Annotated in this window: 21 protein-coding genes; 1 reads left to right on the forward strand and 20 read right to left on the reverse strand. The window is 37.1% G+C overall.

What is annotated here, in order from left to right; all coding sequences use genetic code 11:
* Positions 1-24: 24 nt before the first annotated feature.
* From T537_RS0111195 to T537_RS0111240, 9 genes are all read right to left on the reverse strand, one after another.
* The gene (locus T537_RS0111195; protein ID WP_031558023.1) at positions 25-1857 is read right to left on the reverse strand and encodes a relaxase/mobilization nuclease domain-containing protein; all 1833 of its coding nucleotides are present in this window, start codon (positions 1855-1857) and stop codon (positions 25-27) included.
* A gap of 87 nt (positions 1858-1944) precedes the next feature.
* Positions 1945-2199: a SpoVG family protein gene (locus tag T537_RS0111200; protein ID WP_031558025.1), complete on the reverse strand. Its 255-nt coding sequence runs from the start codon at positions 2197-2199 to the stop codon at positions 1945-1947.
* Positions 2200-2248: 49 nt separating this feature from the next.
* The gene (locus tag T537_RS0111205; protein WP_051637231.1) at positions 2249-2596 is read right to left on the reverse strand and encodes a SpoVG family protein; all 348 of its coding nucleotides are present in this window, start codon (positions 2594-2596) and stop codon (positions 2249-2251) included.
* A 14-nt stretch (positions 2597-2610) separates the two neighbouring features.
* The gene (locus tag T537_RS0111210) at positions 2611-3627 is read right to left on the reverse strand and encodes a DUF5688 family protein (RefSeq protein ID WP_031558029.1); all 1017 of its coding nucleotides are present in this window, start codon (positions 3625-3627) and stop codon (positions 2611-2613) included.
* Complete coding sequence (locus T537_RS13150) at positions 3620-3754, reverse strand: hypothetical protein (protein ID WP_278244483.1); 135 nt, start codon at positions 3752-3754, stop codon at positions 3620-3622. The genes T537_RS0111210 and T537_RS13150 overlap by 8 nt, the downstream gene beginning before the upstream one ends.
* Positions 3755-3845: 91 nt before the next feature.
* Positions 3846-5165 carry a YodL domain-containing protein gene (locus T537_RS12210; protein WP_051637232.1) on the reverse strand — a complete coding sequence of 440 codons (1320 nt, stop codon included), beginning with the start codon at positions 5163-5165 and terminating at the stop codon, positions 3846-3848.
* Positions 5166-5207: 42 nt separating this feature from the next.
* The gene (locus tag T537_RS12565; protein WP_051637233.1) at positions 5208-5399 is read right to left on the reverse strand and encodes a hypothetical protein; all 192 of its coding nucleotides are present in this window, start codon (positions 5397-5399) and stop codon (positions 5208-5210) included.
* An 11-nt stretch (positions 5400-5410) separates the two neighbouring features.
* The gene (locus T537_RS0111225; RefSeq protein WP_031558030.1) at positions 5411-5902 is read right to left on the reverse strand and encodes a hypothetical protein; all 492 of its coding nucleotides are present in this window, start codon (positions 5900-5902) and stop codon (positions 5411-5413) included.
* 331 nt (positions 5903-6233) lie between these two features.
* Complete coding sequence (locus tag T537_RS0111240; RefSeq protein ID WP_031558032.1) at positions 6234-7508, reverse strand: hypothetical protein; 1275 nt, start codon at positions 7506-7508, stop codon at positions 6234-6236.
* A gap of 470 nt (positions 7509-7978) precedes the next feature.
* Here T537_RS0111240 and T537_RS0111245 point away from each other — a divergent pair, with 470 nt between their 5' ends.
* On the forward strand, positions 7979-8161 hold the full coding sequence (locus T537_RS0111245) for a hypothetical protein (RefSeq protein WP_031558034.1): 183 nt from the start codon (positions 7979-7981) through the stop codon (positions 8159-8161).
* A gap of 72 nt (positions 8162-8233) precedes the next feature.
* Here T537_RS0111245 and T537_RS0111250 read toward each other — a convergent pair whose 3' ends face one another.
* The 11 genes from T537_RS0111250 to T537_RS12570 all read right to left on the reverse strand — a co-directional run bounded on the left by T537_RS0111250 (position 8234) and on the right by T537_RS12570 (position 14735).
* On the reverse strand, positions 8234-9340 hold the full coding sequence (locus tag T537_RS0111250) for a phospholipase D-like domain-containing protein (RefSeq protein WP_051637234.1): 1107 nt from the start codon (positions 9338-9340) through the stop codon (positions 8234-8236).
* 130 nt (positions 9341-9470) lie between these two features.
* Complete coding sequence (locus tag T537_RS0111260) at positions 9471-9662, reverse strand: DNA-binding protein (protein ID WP_420323112.1); 192 nt, start codon at positions 9660-9662, stop codon at positions 9471-9473.
* A 110-nt stretch (positions 9663-9772) separates the two neighbouring features.
* On the reverse strand, positions 9773-10201 hold the full coding sequence (locus tag T537_RS0111265) for a methionyl-tRNA formyltransferase (protein WP_031558040.1): 429 nt from the start codon (positions 10199-10201) through the stop codon (positions 9773-9775).
* 217 nt (positions 10202-10418) lie between these two features.
* Positions 10419-10769 (reverse strand): hypothetical protein, encoded by a 351-nt coding sequence (locus T537_RS0111270; RefSeq protein ID WP_031558042.1) that lies wholly within the window; start codon positions 10767-10769, stop codon positions 10419-10421.
* Positions 10770-10823: 54 nt separating this feature from the next.
* Positions 10824-11879, reverse strand: coding sequence for a DUF6017 domain-containing protein (locus T537_RS0111275; RefSeq protein WP_031558044.1), 1056 nt, complete (start codon positions 11877-11879; stop codon positions 10824-10826).
* On the reverse strand, positions 11879-12790 hold the full coding sequence (locus T537_RS0111280; RefSeq protein WP_031558046.1) for a ParB/RepB/Spo0J family partition protein: 912 nt from the start codon (positions 12788-12790) through the stop codon (positions 11879-11881). Before T537_RS0111280 ends, T537_RS0111275 begins: the two co-directional genes overlap by 1 nt.
* Positions 12790-13566 carry a ParA family protein gene (locus T537_RS0111285; protein ID WP_031558048.1) on the reverse strand — a complete coding sequence of 259 codons (777 nt, stop codon included), beginning with the start codon at positions 13564-13566 and terminating at the stop codon, positions 12790-12792. The genes T537_RS0111280 and T537_RS0111285 overlap by 1 nt, the downstream gene beginning before the upstream one ends.
* Before the next feature lie 15 nt (positions 13567-13581).
* Positions 13582-13830, reverse strand: coding sequence for a hypothetical protein (locus T537_RS0111290; RefSeq protein WP_330372611.1), 249 nt, complete (start codon positions 13828-13830; stop codon positions 13582-13584).
* A 9-nt stretch (positions 13831-13839) separates the two neighbouring features.
* Entirely contained in the window at positions 13840-14058 is a 219-nt protein-coding gene (locus T537_RS0111295) for a DUF6462 family protein (RefSeq protein ID WP_031558054.1), read from the reverse strand.
* A gap of 10 nt (positions 14059-14068) precedes the next feature.
* Positions 14069-14284 (reverse strand): DUF6462 family protein, encoded by a 216-nt coding sequence (locus T537_RS0111300; protein WP_031558055.1) that lies wholly within the window; start codon positions 14282-14284, stop codon positions 14069-14071.
* Between the two features lie 4 nt (positions 14285-14288).
* The gene (locus tag T537_RS12570) at positions 14289-14735 is read right to left on the reverse strand and encodes a DUF6462 family protein (RefSeq protein WP_051637236.1); all 447 of its coding nucleotides are present in this window, start codon (positions 14733-14735) and stop codon (positions 14289-14291) included.
* Between the last annotated feature and the right edge of the window lie 89 nt (positions 14736-14824).

A 14824-nucleotide genomic window follows, 5' to 3' on the forward strand; every position in this document is an offset into this window, starting at 1 on the left:
TCGCTATGGGCATATCTGCAGAAATTATCTAACTTTCTTCTTACTTTCTTTATTCAATTCATTTTTAGCTGCATTTTCATTATCATTCACAATACAGCTTCTCACTCCGTAGTCTCTACGAATGTCTTTTATTCTCTGGTTAAATTCCTTTGCAGTCATCTCTTCTGACGAAAATTCCTCAAGTTCAACTCCTGCTTTACTCATCACGGTTACTGTTGTTGATACAGAATTTCGTCCATTGATTACTGCCGGCAAGGTTAAAACCCTGATATAACACTCCTTATTATCTTTTGATGTAAGATATACCTGTCGTGTCTTAAGAAGGTTATATAAAAAAGCTTCATTCTTTGCTTCTGAATGTCCAATTGCTGTAAATAAATTTATTTCATCATTTCGCTCTTCTTCATTTCCTCTACCCTGAAATGAGAGAATCGCTTTATACTGATTTGATAATTCCTTTACCTGAGCCTGAGCGTAAATAAGCTGGTTATTTAAGTCTTCTGCATACTCGGCAACTTCCGCTATCGTTTTACCATATCCGTCCTCTAAGCGTTTTTCTAATTCCTGATAACGCTCATATTCCAACTGATATTCCTTCAAATCTGCAAATTCATATAGATACGCTTTTTTCGTAATCAACTGCATTTCTTTATAAATTGCAATCTGTGGCTTATACTTCGAAAGTAATTTCTTTACGGATTTAATCTCTGTTCCAAGTTCCTTCTTTCGTTCTACGATTTCTCTTTTTGCAGCTTCTGGGTTATTAGTTGTTGAATAGGTAGTTACAATCTCATGCACCAAAGACAGTCTTGCCATCTCCTCTGAAGCCTGCCTCATTGCAAAATTTCCATGAATCTTAGTTAACCACGGATTTCTCCCTAGCTTCAACATATGTATAGCTTCTCTCTTCTCCTTTTCAGTCATATCTTTATATTTTTTTATGACATTCGGAGTATAGCTCACTACATCTCTTCCAGTAATTGTTGATACATGATTTTTTACTTCAGCCAATTCAAATGGCTCAAGTCTGTTAGAAATACGTTCTTTTATTGCATCTAGGGTATAATTATTTCCCAAATTATATGACCTCATTGCCTTTGACATTTCAGCTGTTCTAAGCGACATATACTGACCTATATTTACAACACATCCGCTTTCCCTTAAATACTGAACACACATATCCAAATCTGTACTATTTTCTATTGCATGATCAATTAAGTTCCTGAGCTTAATTTTCCTCTCTACGATTGATAGCTTTTCAGCTTCTAACTCCCTTTCCCACTCTATATTAGGAGTAAATCCATACCGCCTTGCTAGCTTGTTAACTGCGGGATGTAATTTCAATGTAAGGTAGTCATTATCCATATGTATTTTTCTTCCATCTAATCCAACTGTATTAACCAACACATGAATATGCAGATTATCTGTATTCGTGTGAACTGCATATACAGCCTGATTTTCTGGAAGCAATTCATTCATAAGATCATCTGCTAAGTTCATTAAATTGCCTGCATTCTCTATACCAGATTCTTCTTCATTTAGAGAAATAATTAAATGAAGCGCCACACGCCCTCCGGTCTTTCCATAAAATTCCTTCACCTGCATCATTTCTTCAACAGCAAACTTGATATCAGAGATCTGCCGACAACCTATGTATAAGCCTTCGACAGTTTTTATATCATTCAAAACGTAATTGACCTCTCTAACCACCTGTCCCTCAGTAATATTACTCAGTTTCATATCACATTTTTCTTTATTCATAATATATGCAAGGGATGTAGACATGTTCTTCACACCACTACGATTCATACTTCCATCTTTTATATGTTTAATCTTTGCGATAATTCCACTTCCCATATTCCCTCCATACCAAGAAAAGCTGCCCTCAGGCAGCCTTTACATGGGTAACAATTTGTAACAATCCGTAACTCTATTTACTAGTTTCTATAACTCCTCAAATTTAGAAATCACTTTCATGTGAATATCTTCTCGAAGAGTCTGTGTCATAGGATAACAAATATCCTTATAATCTCCCTGCTGATTCCTTCTTGATGGATAGCTGACATATAGATTGCCTTCTTTTGATCTCATCACCTTGATTCCATTTATTACAAAATCTCCATCAAGGGTGATACTACCATAGGCTTCCATTCTGTCTTCTCCAACCTTCTTGGTCAGCCTAACATCTGTAATTTCCATATTTATTCACCGGCTAGGCTTTCGCCTAGCCAGCTACTCAACCTCCTTCCTACTTGCTTCTGCCTCTCTTCTTAGAAGCCTCCTGTGCTGCAGCCTGTTCCTGCTCAACTGCCTGGTCTTCTGACTGCTCCTGCTTTTCTTCCTTTACCTTCTGATATTCTGCAACAATGGCATCATCAATCTTGTGGTAAAGCTCCTTACTAAGAGGAAAAGCAATGTCCTCATAGGAACCATCACTCTTCATTCTAGATGGGAATGCAACGAAGTTCTTTCCGTTTTTATCCTCCATCACTCGAATTCCTCTGACTGCAAACGCTCCATCTAACGAGAAGCTACCAAATGCCTTGGTTCCCCCTTCTCGATTAGATAAGCTGAGTCTAATGTCTGTTACTTCCATAACTAAATCCCTCCTTAGCGATGACGTCTAGGTCTACTTGCTTCCTGAACTTCAGTGTCCTTCTGATTCTTCTTAAGCTCCTCGATTGTTGTATCAGCTAATGTGATGTCCTTAGACTTCGCATCATACTTATACACATGATCTGAAAGCTGCTCTTCAGGTGACACTTCATTTCCGTTTACTTCCTGTACCATATTGGCAAGCATCTCAGGAGTTCCCATATCCTGACTTATAGCGATTACCTCATGCACTGACGATGGTAAGATATATAAATCCTTTCCACCAAGCTTCTTTGATAATTCATCTAATACATCACTATAGAAAATAGCTGTTGCGCCATTTACACTATTAGAATTTGAAATGACGTACATCTGATTTTCCGGCGGCATACTATCCATCATAGAATCAATTACCTCCTCTGGAACACCGTCTCTACCAAGCATATCTCTCATGATTTCGTTCATTGTCTGAAGCTTGGCAGGAAGCTTTTCCTGACTGTTCTTTACTGCATACTGGTGAAGATCTTCCACCGTAGCATCCCAATACTTCATATGCTCATCTTTAATTGTGATGGTAGCCATTCCGTCTTCCTCAGGATCTCCAACAAGTACCTTATAAATAAAGGAAAGGTCTTCCTTTTCAGTATGTGGAGTATGCTCAAGCATCTCACGGTTCTTCTCTGTATTAACTACAGTCATAATTACACGATCTTTAATGAACTCAAAGTTCATAAAGTCAGCTGCAATATTCTCAGCAAACTCCGGTCCTTCCATATGATCGCTAGTTACCTTTGCGATGTTGCCAACCACTTCATCAAGGTCAGCGCCTCCCTGGTACTTCTCATAGAAGCCTTCAAGATAAATGTTTGGTGTTACCACCTTACCTTCCGGTCTTACTGATAAAGCCTGAAGCTTCATACCATTGTTCTTTGTTACTGTGTTAATTACTACGTCTGCGTTTGCGTACTGCTCTGGCAAATGATTCTTAATTTCCTCAGTAACCTGTTCCTGAAATTCAGTAAAACTAAGCATTTTTCTTTTCCTCCTTCTCGTTTTCATTCTTTGCTAAGACGATGCGATCCGCATACACCTTAAGAATGTTTGTACTGTCTTTGCTCTTCTCTGTAACAACAAGAGCATTTTCTAAAATGTAATCCATAATTCTTTTCCTCCTTGTTTTGTGCTGGACTACTTGCTACATCTTTCCTATAGACATATCCCAAAAGTAATCTGCAGAAATATTTCACTTTTTATCTACTTTTTCCTCTGTGCGGTCTGTCAGCTATCTGCTGATCTATTTCTACGCGTTTATTCAATTCTGCTCTACAGTCTTTAATTGCTTTCTGCACTAGCGGATTCTGTCGATAATACTCAATCATGTTGATCAAGTCTTCATGCATATGACCACCTGACATTAATTCATATTTACCCTCATAGTCAGAACCATCCTGTAGTTCAAACCCAATCCCACCATGCTGATAACTATCAAATAATTTGAAAGCTTCCTCCAAGGTCAAACCATCTTTGCTGTAACCCAATGTTTCAAACTCCATATTCTCTGCGTAGTAATATGTAATCTTTGCTTCCGGATTGAGTTTCGTCACGATAGGTTTCTCACTAAAAAAGTCTGGTGCCTCATGGAATCCAAATGAATCCACATACCACGCTTCATCCTTCTCATCCTTATGAAGCACTACAATGTCACTTACACTTAATGAGTAACCCTTAAAATCATCAGGGTGATTGATATTGAATGTTTCATAAATGGAATCCAATGTATCTGATTCTTTGAGTGGGGCTGAATAAATTAAGTCATAATTAGATGGATCGACTCTCACACCAAGCTTTTCCAACACAGAATATGAACTGAAGGATAACTCTCTGTTTGCCTTCTCATTCAGCTGATAAATCTCAAAAGTTGGCTCCTGCTTCTTCTCCTGGCGTTTTGCTAACTCTGCCTCTATCGCACTTGAAATCTCATCAGCTGTCTTCTTAATAATTTCTAAGTTATCCTTCAGCTCTGACACCTTCTTGTCCTTACTCCATCCACTGATATAACCAAAGGAATAATCCGAAGTATCTAACCCAATCATCTGAGATACCCAATATGCAACTGACTCAGCCTGTACCTCTTTTGTTTCTCTATCCCATTTGTCTTCTTTGCCACCATGTCCAAGAGATGCATGTCCAATCTCATGGATCATAGTTTTAATTGTCTGGAGCTCCGGCAAGCCTTCCTTCACAACAATTCTCATTTCACTTGGGCTAAAGTATCCATTTGCTGCAGACTGAATTTCTTCAAATGTAATCGGAACAGGACTTACTTTAATCAGCACCTCTTTTAATGTCTCAAATGAATCCACATTCTCATCTAGCATTGTTGCCAGTGTTGGTAGTGGCTCTCCATCTGTGTCTGAATAATCAAATACATATGCCGGTCTGAATGTCTGGTATTCACGAACAACCTCCTCTGTAAGTGGCTTTCCATCTTCGCCCTTTACTGGATGATTCTGCTCATCAAACACCTGCTCCTTCACATTTGTCTTAAATCTCATTGGCGCAATAATCATGATCCCATGACTACCCTTTTTTACTGCACGCCCAAATTCATTTCATTTTTTAAACCCGCAAACATAAGTCGCATCTGGTCTCTGACTTGCAATTAAGATGCAATTGTTAATGCTATAGGACTTAAACTTCGACATCGTCTGGATATACTCCTTATACTTATCAGAAGAGAAAATATCTCTAACTCCATTCTCAAGCTTTTCCTGTATATCCTTCATCTTCTCGCTTCTATCCATTTGTTAACCTCCTAATACATGAGATAATCCATAGCCTCGCAGTATTCGATTACAGCATTTGGAACCGCCTGATATACTGCTCTAAATCGTGGCATACCATCTGGTATGTTCCACTCTGCCCCCTGCTCTCTTTTAACAAATGTATGAACATAAATCGCTTCTTCTGTTTTATGCACAGATAAAACCACTTTATGCCCTTTATACAGATGCATTGCATCTAGCACTCCAAAGTTAAATTCAGCAATTGGACAAGTATCCTCCCATTCATATGCTGTAATGGTATATAGATAATCTGCATCCTTAACCATTCCATCAGCCGGCATCATTTCCTTAACTAACTGAGCCATTGGTAATCTCTTTACCTTATTGTTTTCTATAAAAGCAACCAGCTTTCCTTTTTCATCACAAGCTGTTTCCTCGTCTTCAATCGCAAATTCGATTAATTCCTTCAAACACTGCTTACATGTAATCTGGTTACTATAAACTGCTACTAATTCGTTCATTTACTTCTCCTTTTCAACTTGTGGTCACGATGACCACAAGTGACCTAACTTACTATTTTCTTTTTCAAATCATCCAGCTTTGCCAACAAAATCAACTTTTCTTCATCTGTGACACTCGGCTTCATTGCAATGATTTTGATATCTCTTTCAACATCAGCCATTCACTTTATGATTTCTCTGTCTCGTATTGCCGGTGGTTTGAATTCTTTGTTCACTGCCATTAAATGCTTGATATACTGCGCACGTTCCAGTCCTAACTTTCCTCTTGTAGATTCAAAAGCCTCGTAGTCTTCTGGGGATAATGACAGCGTTAACCTTTTACTATTTCCCATTACGACTCCTCTTCTTCATTACCATCTGGGTTCATTTCATATGTAGGTACAAAACTTCCTTTTTTAAGAGGTTCCAATTCCTTCTTGTCAGCTTTGGCGCCACACTCTTTTTTCTGTTTACCCGTTATCACGAAACTCGTATTACTTCTCTCAATACCGAGATCTGACTGAATTAAACGAATATCATCAATAGGAACTAACTGGAACTTTGTGGGTTCCCCATTATATACAGCTGTGATATACCAATCCCCAGATATCAACTCCTCTGCTAAACGCTGTTTCATTTTCCATTCACTTGCCTTTGCGCACTGTCTTATGAGGTTCTTTACATTCTCATAATTATTTCCAATGTCTGGGGATTCTAACAATGCAATCAGCCAATTAGCATCTGGACACTCATCGCCTACATAATTAAGCAATCGTTCCAAATCTGTATTTCTATATGGTGAATTGAATGCATATAAAGCAAGCTTTTCCTGATTAGTTAAGCTATTATCATTCAGAATTTCCTGTACCGAAATTGCTCTGCCCTCTAAATAACTTATCTGCTTACTTGCTTCTTCCTCTGAAACATGAAGACTTGAACTAATCTTGTCTTTCACGGAAAGCTCTTTCTTTGGATTTACATTTTTCAGATTCTTCAACTCCTGAAACCGCCTAACAAACCATTTGGGTGAAAACACTGTTTTTAAAGTCTTACGCTGATAGTTTCTTTGATTTAACTCCTTTTCATCTGGGAGTTCCTTATAAAAAGCTTCTCTTAAAACACCATACTTATTCAGGTAGGAATCCTGATCCACCTTTGCAGGAACAGATTTCATAAAAATACCATCTCTGATTTCTTCTACCTTTTCTGCCTGAACAGTGTCTATTAATAAAACCTGAGGCTTTACTTTCTTACTAGATTTGTTTTTAGCTGCCGCCTTTTTCTTAGCATCCACTAACGCCTTTTTAAGCTCTTCGTTTTCACTTCTAAGTTTTTCAAGCTCTGTGTATTCTTCAGCTTTGATATGTGTTAGCGGTGAAAAAAGGTCATTCATCTCTGATACTATTTCTCTAGCCTTTGCAGAATCCACAGTTAAGAATTCTCCATTCATTCGAAACATGCCCGGATTGGTGTTTGTTACAGCTCCAATCTGTGATGTAATCGTTTGCTTTTTAACGCCTAGTGATGCTAGATGATTTCTTATCTCTTCTGGCGTATGACTTTCCTTCACCACAAACCGATAGATTTCTTCATAATCACCAATATGCTTTAGTAACTTGCTATCCATTTTTCCTCCTTTCTAGACTTGTGGTCACAGTGACCACAAGAACTTTATTGATTGCTTTCAAAAGTCATATAGAGAAACTTAGTCTCAAATCTGCAGAAATTTATTCAAAAAAATAAGCCAGGCTTTCACCTGACTTAAACATTAAGTACGAATGCATCGTACACACCCCAAACCATTGATTTTACTGGGGTTTATGCCATTCTTCACTATATACATGACCACTTCGTACCATTTTTTATATTTTTACACTACAACGATTTTGGTATTAGCAGGATTCGCCTTCATGCACACTTTGTTTTCTTCAAAAACAAAGAAAGCCACCTGTGGTCATTATGACCACAAGTGACTTTGCATCGGCATACCATCTGCCCAGGGCATCTGCATAAGGGAGAACCCTATGACCCCATTGTATTATCACTAACGTTTATTAAATCGTGTGATATTCTAAATTTGAAAGGAGGATACTCACAATGAATACAGCCAATAATAACAATGATAATTTAGCTTTAGCTAATTGGAAGCTTGATGGTTTACGAACGATTTGCTCCGCCCTACAAACTTCAGAACAATTTGAAGAGGAACAACAAAATCTATTTTTTGTTATCTCCGAAGAATTGAATAGCATATCACAGCTATTAAAGAAAACAGAGTGATAATCGAAAAAGTCACTTGTGGTCATCGTGACCACAAGTGACTAAATCCCACCTTTCAATAAAAAAACATTTTCATGTATTATCTAAACTAGTATTTACATGCTCTGAAGCTATACTTAAAAGATAATCATGCATTCTGCTAAAGATTGATTTAGCAGAAACTAGTGTTTTATACAAGGCAATTAAATCATACTCCGCATTCAACTTTAGTTCACTTAATTCTTCATCCGCATCCTGCATTGCTATTTCCACATATCGGTCTAAATTCTCATCCCAAGCTTCTGAGGCATATTCATTCTGAAGAATTTCGTTTGCCCTTTCTACATCATCGAAAACAATGAGATTATAAATATTTCCATCTTCTAAAAGAGAATCTTGAACATCAGATAAATCTAGTTCTTTTAATTCGTTAATAAACGAATATAAGTCATTATATTCATCTTCGTTTTCCTCATCATATAAGTCATCCACTACATTCTCAATATCCTGTATAATATCAAAATCATTATATAAATCAACCAAAGTCTCTGTACTTAAGTTAGTCCCATCTGTTACAAAAACTCCATCTTCACCTACATATATAGTTCCTTCTTCTAGCAGCTTTATATAAACTTTATACTTTACTTCAAATCCAACAATAAATAGTCTTAATGCATTATAAGGATCATCGAAGTATGGCTCAGATGCAATCTTTGTAGTTTCAAATATTTCTTTATATACTTTCTCAATAAAATCCTTGTCGGTAGTTATAAATCCCATCTCTTCATTTCTGGCACTTTCGTCAGAATAATTAGCAGAACCTATATATAATATATTATCTGTTCCGATTAATTTTGCGTGGTTATCAAATTTAAATCCCACAAAATTATTTGCATTGTACAGTTCTGGATTTAATTTTCCCAAGTATAATTCTAGCGAGGCACGATACTTCTGTGCAGCGCCCTTGAAATATGTATCCCAATGATTCGGAATATTGGTTATGATCTGTATATCAGTTCCTTCAGGTAAGTCCATAAGCCTTTTTAAATTTGATCCATCATTAGTCTTTTTAGAAATATTATATGTTACGATTCTTACTTTTTTTGCATTTTCAAAATCATCAAGTACCTCTTGATAGTTCAAACCATCACCGTAACTACAAATCAATTTCAAATTATCATCATATTTTATTTCTGTCATTTTTTTAACATCCCATCATCTATTTTGTTTAGTCTTTCTAGCCATCTGTTAATAGCTTCAATCTTTGGAATAGCCATCGCTTATCCCCCTTTACATTTTTCTTCAATAATCCTTGAATCCTTGAATAATTTCACTTGTCACTATGTCCCATTTTACGGACTTTTCTTGGATCTTCTGGTTTTTCAGTATTTTTAGGAATCATCCACATTCGACCCATTAATACGGCTCCCTTTATTCTGCCCTCTTTACAGTATATTGCTACTCGTCTTTGTGATATATGCCATTTTTCGGCAAACTCTGCAGTTGTCATGTAATCCATCATTTATCCTCCATTTAGACAACAATGTACCTATTTTTAATTATATTCGTTGTTGCGAATACTTTCAATCAAAAAAAGAGCGCCCTAAATTAATCTAAGGCACTCCATTTTATTTACTCTAATTTTGCACCAGCTGGAATTGCATCATTAAGCATAACGAGATTTAATTTCTCTTCTCCGTTTTCTTCATGAATTGCTGACATAAGCATTCCACAAGAATCAATTCCCATCATGCTTCTAGGTGGAAGATTTACGATAGCAAGTAATGTCTTTCCAACAAGTTCTTCAGGTTCATAAAATGCATGAACACCAGAAAGAATTGTTCTATCTGTTCCCGTTCCGTCATCTAAAGTGAACTGAAGCAACTTTTTGCTCTTAGGTACTGCAACACAGTCCTTAACCTTCACGACTCTGAAATCCGACTTACAGAAAGTATCAAAGTCTACGTTTTCTTCTTCAAAAGGTAAAAGTGAAACAGGAGATGTCTCTTCAACTACTTCTTCTGTTACCTGATCTTCTACGTTTAATTCTAAATTATCCATAGGATAAGCACACTCCTTTTCTTATTTTGAAATACGTATTGAATTATACCAAAAAAACCTCGATTTTACTATGAATTACGCATATAGAAACAGCCCCTTCCAGTAATGTAAAGGCTCGCTTTGCTTCTACCTTGACATCACTAGAAGGAGCTGTAAGTTAGTAATCAAGGCACTTCATAAATGAAGTGTCTCTTATTACATTTGAGCCCTTCTTATATTAGTTTTTCATCGTCATGTTAACTGCTATGCTAAGTTCTAATAAACCAACAAATCCTGCAATAATCACTTTTAGAATAATTCGGATTGCAGTAGTTCCCACCTTATCACAAAGCGCCCACAGTAGTCCCACATACATAATTGTACTTGCGATTCCAACTACAAATGATACATACGGAATCAGTGTTAATGCCATGTAAACAATAACAAATACGATTCCGGCTCCAATTCTAAAACCTCCTGAAAAGTTTTTCATAAACTGCCCGGTAATAACTGCAGCATAGATAATTGCTGGAATTAGATTAATAAAAGCCATCTTCATACTGGCTTCACTTGCACATGCACTCTTCATGTCGATACCTCCAATAGATCACTTGTGGTCATCGTGACCACAAGCTATTATTCTTTAACCAACACCATACAAATCATGATTTACTTCTGCAGTGTAATAATGATCCATTGTATTTGGCGCATTATAAAGCGATGTAATCAGATATGCCTTGATGTTATTTACTTTAGTTGTGTTATTGCTTATGCATCCAATAACATACTGTAAATGGCTTGATGTCAGCTTTAAGAACTTACTCTTAACCAACTGATATGGATAATCTTCACCACCAATACGTATTGTCTTTCTTGGAACACAAACAACATCACAGATGATATTAAACAATTCGTCATACAGATTTCTATCTGACCATGACTTATCACTCATCATAATATCATAATCAATGTTATCTTTGATAATTTCCATGTATGCTGATGCTTCATCCATCGCATCAATCTGTCTAGTGACGTTTGCTTCGCCTGATGGATAGATAGGATTAGTCTCACTAAGTTTATTATTATCTAGTATATTATTCGGGCTCAATTTCTGCGCTGGTACCGGTTCAATATTTGAGACGGTACCCCTACTAAGTCTTATCCGGCGCGAAAAATTATCCGGTTCATATGGATTACCAGCACTTAATATGGACTGGTTCGTATTTTCAACCGGTTCAATATTTGAGCCGGTACAAATATTGGACTGGTCCTCTATTTTATCCGGTTCTAATTTGGTACTGCTCTGACCATCATTCGGAATAATAGGTTCATCGACTGCCTTATTTTCCGAAATGAAATTCTTCACATAAATGATATTGGCTTTTCCATTCTGCTGAATCATTTCAATCAAGCCAACATCCTGAAGCTCCTTTAGTAAAGAAGCCCCAGTATTCTTTGCAATGTTTAAATCTTCTGCAATGCTAGTAATAGCATATTTAATATATACTCTGTTCTCATCATCAAGCCAACCTCTCTTTCTTGATAAAGACATTCTATCAAGCATAAGACCATATAATAGCTTTGCGTTATTAGTAACATCCTTAAATCTCGAATCTGTGATTAATGCTTTAGGTAAACGATAAAATGTGAACTGTTCTGACTCTTTACCATAGTAATAATCCAAATCCAGTTTCCCCATTAGTCTACACCTCCTCTCTCTTTCCATTCGTCAAGTAATCTGATTATTAACTCCTCAATATCTTCATTCGTCATTGTAGGATCAAAATAAGAATCTAACTTCTTTGCATTAAAAGTTACTTTTCTTACCTTAGGTTTAACCACAACAAGGACTCCCAGAACCGATTCTCTTGTAAACTTCCCTGCTTTAGCAATCTCCTTAATCTTTCCTGACTGTTCGGTAGATACGCTAAACTTCATATCTCTTAACACAACATACAGAATCTTCTGTTCTTCTTCTGTTAGCTGTGAAAAGTCCACTCCCTGAACAATCCCTAACTTGCCATCATCTACAAGCTTCATAAGCTCTTCAACGAGCTTGGATAAGGAAATATACCTCTGCACCGTTTTAGCGCCCTCTCCAGCCTCTTTAGCCATCTTATCGAGACTTCTACCACCATTTACTCCCTGATGCTTTAAAGCCTCGTATTTCATCGAATACGCCTTTGCTTTTTCACTTGGTAATAATTCCTCTCGCTGAATATTGGAATCAACCATTATAAGGACTGCTTCATCATCTGATACATCCTTAATAATCATTGGCATTGTCTCTTTACCCGCAAGCTCTGATGCGTGTCTTCTTCTATGTCCAGCCAGAATCTCATAACCACCTTCCGGTCTTGGTCTTGCGATACCTGGCACCAATACTCCATATTCTTTAATACTATCAACTGTCTCCGCCATTTTTTCATCATCTATAACTCTAAATGGATGATTCTTAAACTCATGTAATTCACTCAATGGCACTTCCACAATCTGTCCTTCAACCTTTTCCTTTGCAACTTCTGAAGACATAACCTCTTCATCGGTTCCTCCAAAGATTGAATCATATGCTGATAAGCTTGCTCCCGCTACTGCATTTCTTCTACTCATTACGCAATCACCTCCGTTGTTAATGCTTCATACGCTGTTGCTACTGTTCCTTTTGGATCATATTCATAGATGCTCTTTCCTACTGTTGTAGCCTCTGCAGCTCTTACTGAATGTGGAATCTTATTCTTAAAGATATTAATCTTCGAACCGTATGCCTCATCAAGCATCTCAGCAATATCCTTGGCATAATTTGTTCTTGAATCCACCATTGTAAGAAGAATTCCTTTAATCTCTAAAGACTGATTAATCTTCTTATGTATCTGATTGATTACTCTCAGTAGTTCTTCCAAACCTTTGATTGCTAAAAACGTAGGCTGAACTGGAATGATAATCTCATCACCAGCTGCTAAAGCGTTAAGTGTAAGCATTCCCAAATTTGGTGAACAGTCGATAATAATGTAGTCGTAATCATCCTTGACCATTCCAAGATATTCACTAAGTATCGTTTCTCGCCCCATAACAGTGATAAGAGCAGTTTCTATGCTATTCAGTGAATTATTTGCCGGTACAAGGTCTACACCTTCTTTATGGTGCAAAATAGCCTCTCGTGGATCGAACTCCACTTCATCAATGACATTGTTATAAACAGTGGTCATTGTATATTCCATCTGTCCTGGATTATGAAATCCTAATGCTACTGTAAGACTGCCCTGAGGATCGTTGTCTATTACAAGAACTCGATTACCCTTCTTTGCTAGTCCTATTCCTAAGTTAACTGTTGTTGTTGTCTTTGCTACGCCACCTTTTTCATTGGCACATACTAAAATCTTACTCATACGATTGCTCTCCTTTTAATTGCTCTCTGTAGTTGCTTCTTTTTCTACTTCCATGTATTTTCTAAAATATTTCTTGGTTCCCTGATTTTTAAAAATCTCTGATGACTCTGTGACCTGCACTTTTCTCAATGTGCGAATCTGCTTTTCAAGCCAGTTAATATCTTCTTTTGTACCCTGTACTCGAATCTTTATCATTCTTCCTCCTTTATCCTCATTTTCTTTATTTGCAACCATATGAGCTGCATCTAACGCTGTATTTCTCATTTTTCCTCCTTATCCATACATTGTCTCTATGTATTCATTCAAAACTTCTACGTTCACTAGACATACTCCATTAATCTTCCTTACAGCCCCAGCTTCTTTCGCTAATTGCTGAAATCCATGAATCCCAATGGAGTATAGGTCAGCACCTTCCTTATAGCGGACATACTTCTTCTGACCGGAGTTTACTTTGATATCTAATGACTCTACCTTCGTTCTCTTATAAGACATATAGACCCTCCTATCCGTAAATCTGCTCAATATATTTGCTCAGCACTACTGTGTTAACCAAGCATGTCCCATGAACTTTTCTTACCGCATGCGCTTCACCCGCCAAATCCCGGAATGAATGCTCACACATCGAATATATTTCTGCCCCTTCAGGAATCCTGACATATATTTTTCTTCGCTTAACCGGCTCAGCATATAAGGCATCCGGTTTTGTTCTTTCCTCCATTTCATCAACCTCCAAAGTTTTCTTCGATGTAGTCTATAACCACATCAATATTAATAAGTACGATGTTTCCTATTCTTCTGATTGAATTTGCTTCCTTAGCAAGTGCTTTAAAGCATGTCATACTCATTGAAAAATACTCGGCCGCCTCCTGGTAGCGCATGTACTCTTTCTTTACTGGCTCATAACTCTTAGCTTTCTCAAGCACAAGTTCAGTCTGCATCTGACGTTTTCTTTCTCTTAACTGATCCTTGTAAACCTTCTCAAAGATTGTTCTATCAATTAGCTGAGCTTTTCTTATTTCAAAAAACGCATTCGCAGCTCTTGCCATTTTTCGGCACTGTACACCAGACAAATCGTATTTCTCGCAAATCGATTCTTCAGTAACAAATCTCGGCACTGCATACTCTTTGAGATAATCAATCTGTGGTGGCTTAACCTTTTTTCTTCCCACATCCTCACTTCCTTTCTTTTGATTTTTGTAAGGTTTGAGAAAACAAAAAAGACATCCCGATTAGTATTTCTACTAATTGAAATGTCTTT

Source organism: Lachnospira multipara LB2003, from assembly GCF_000702205.1.
In the GTDB taxonomy this organism is placed as follows: Bacteria; Bacillota; Clostridia; order Lachnospirales; family Lachnospiraceae; genus Lachnospira; species Lachnospira multipara_A.

Excerpts from the sequence above, each read along its gene's own strand:
- T537_RS0111195 (WP_031558023.1), bottom strand. The coding sequence starts at position 1,857 with ATGGGAAGTGGAATTATCGCAAAGATTAAACATATAAAAGATGGAAGT.
- T537_RS0111200 (WP_031558025.1), bottom strand. The coding sequence starts at position 2,199 with ATGGAAATTACAGATGTTAGGCTGACCAAGAAGGTTGGAGAAGACAGA.
- T537_RS0111205 (WP_051637231.1), bottom strand. The coding sequence starts at position 2,596 with ATGGAAGTAACAGACATTAGACTCAGCTTATCTAATCGAGAAGGGGGA.
- T537_RS0111210 (WP_031558029.1), bottom strand. The coding sequence starts at position 3,627 with ATGCTTAGTTTTACTGAATTTCAGGAACAGGTTACTGAGGAAATTAAG.
- T537_RS13150 (WP_278244483.1), bottom strand. The coding sequence starts at position 3,754 with ATGGATTACATTTTAGAAAATGCTCTTGTTGTTACAGAGAAGAGCAAA.
- T537_RS12210 (WP_051637232.1), bottom strand. The coding sequence starts at position 5,165 with ATGATTATTGCGCCAATGAGATTTAAGACAAATGTGAAGGAGCAGGTG.
- T537_RS12565 (WP_051637233.1), bottom strand. The coding sequence starts at position 5,399 with ATGGATAGAAGCGAGAAGATGAAGGATATACAGGAAAAGCTTGAGAAT.
- T537_RS0111225 (WP_031558030.1), bottom strand. The coding sequence starts at position 5,902 with ATGAACGAATTAGTAGCAGTTTATAGTAACCAGATTACATGTAAGCAG.
- T537_RS0111240 (WP_031558032.1), bottom strand. The coding sequence starts at position 7,508 with ATGGATAGCAAGTTACTAAAGCATATTGGTGATTATGAAGAAATCTAT.
- T537_RS0111245 (WP_031558034.1), top strand. The coding sequence starts at position 7,979 with ATGAATACAGCCAATAATAACAATGATAATTTAGCTTTAGCTAATTGG.
- T537_RS0111250 (WP_051637234.1), bottom strand. The coding sequence starts at position 9,340 with ATGACAGAAATAAAATATGATGATAATTTGAAATTGATTTGTAGTTAC.
- T537_RS0111260 (WP_420323112.1), bottom strand. The coding sequence starts at position 9,662 with ATGATGGATTACATGACAACTGCAGAGTTTGCCGAAAAATGGCATATA.
- T537_RS0111265 (WP_031558040.1), bottom strand. The coding sequence starts at position 10,201 with ATGGATAATTTAGAATTAAACGTAGAAGATCAGGTAACAGAAGAAGTA.
- T537_RS0111270 (WP_031558042.1), bottom strand. The coding sequence starts at position 10,769 with ATGAAGAGTGCATGTGCAAGTGAAGCCAGTATGAAGATGGCTTTTATT.
- T537_RS0111275 (WP_031558044.1), bottom strand. The coding sequence starts at position 11,879 with ATGGGGAAACTGGATTTGGATTATTACTATGGTAAAGAGTCAGAACAG.
- T537_RS0111280 (WP_031558046.1), bottom strand. The coding sequence starts at position 12,790 with ATGAGTAGAAGAAATGCAGTAGCGGGAGCAAGCTTATCAGCATATGAT.
- T537_RS0111285 (WP_031558048.1), bottom strand. The coding sequence starts at position 13,566 with ATGAGTAAGATTTTAGTATGTGCCAATGAAAAAGGTGGCGTAGCAAAG.
- T537_RS0111290 (WP_330372611.1), bottom strand. The coding sequence starts at position 13,830 with ATGAGAAATACAGCGTTAGATGCAGCTCATATGGTTGCAAATAAAGAA.
- T537_RS0111295 (WP_031558054.1), bottom strand. The coding sequence starts at position 14,058 with ATGTCTTATAAGAGAACGAAGGTAGAGTCATTAGATATCAAAGTAAAC.
- T537_RS0111300 (WP_031558055.1), bottom strand. The coding sequence starts at position 14,284 with ATGGAGGAAAGAACAAAACCGGATGCCTTATATGCTGAGCCGGTTAAG.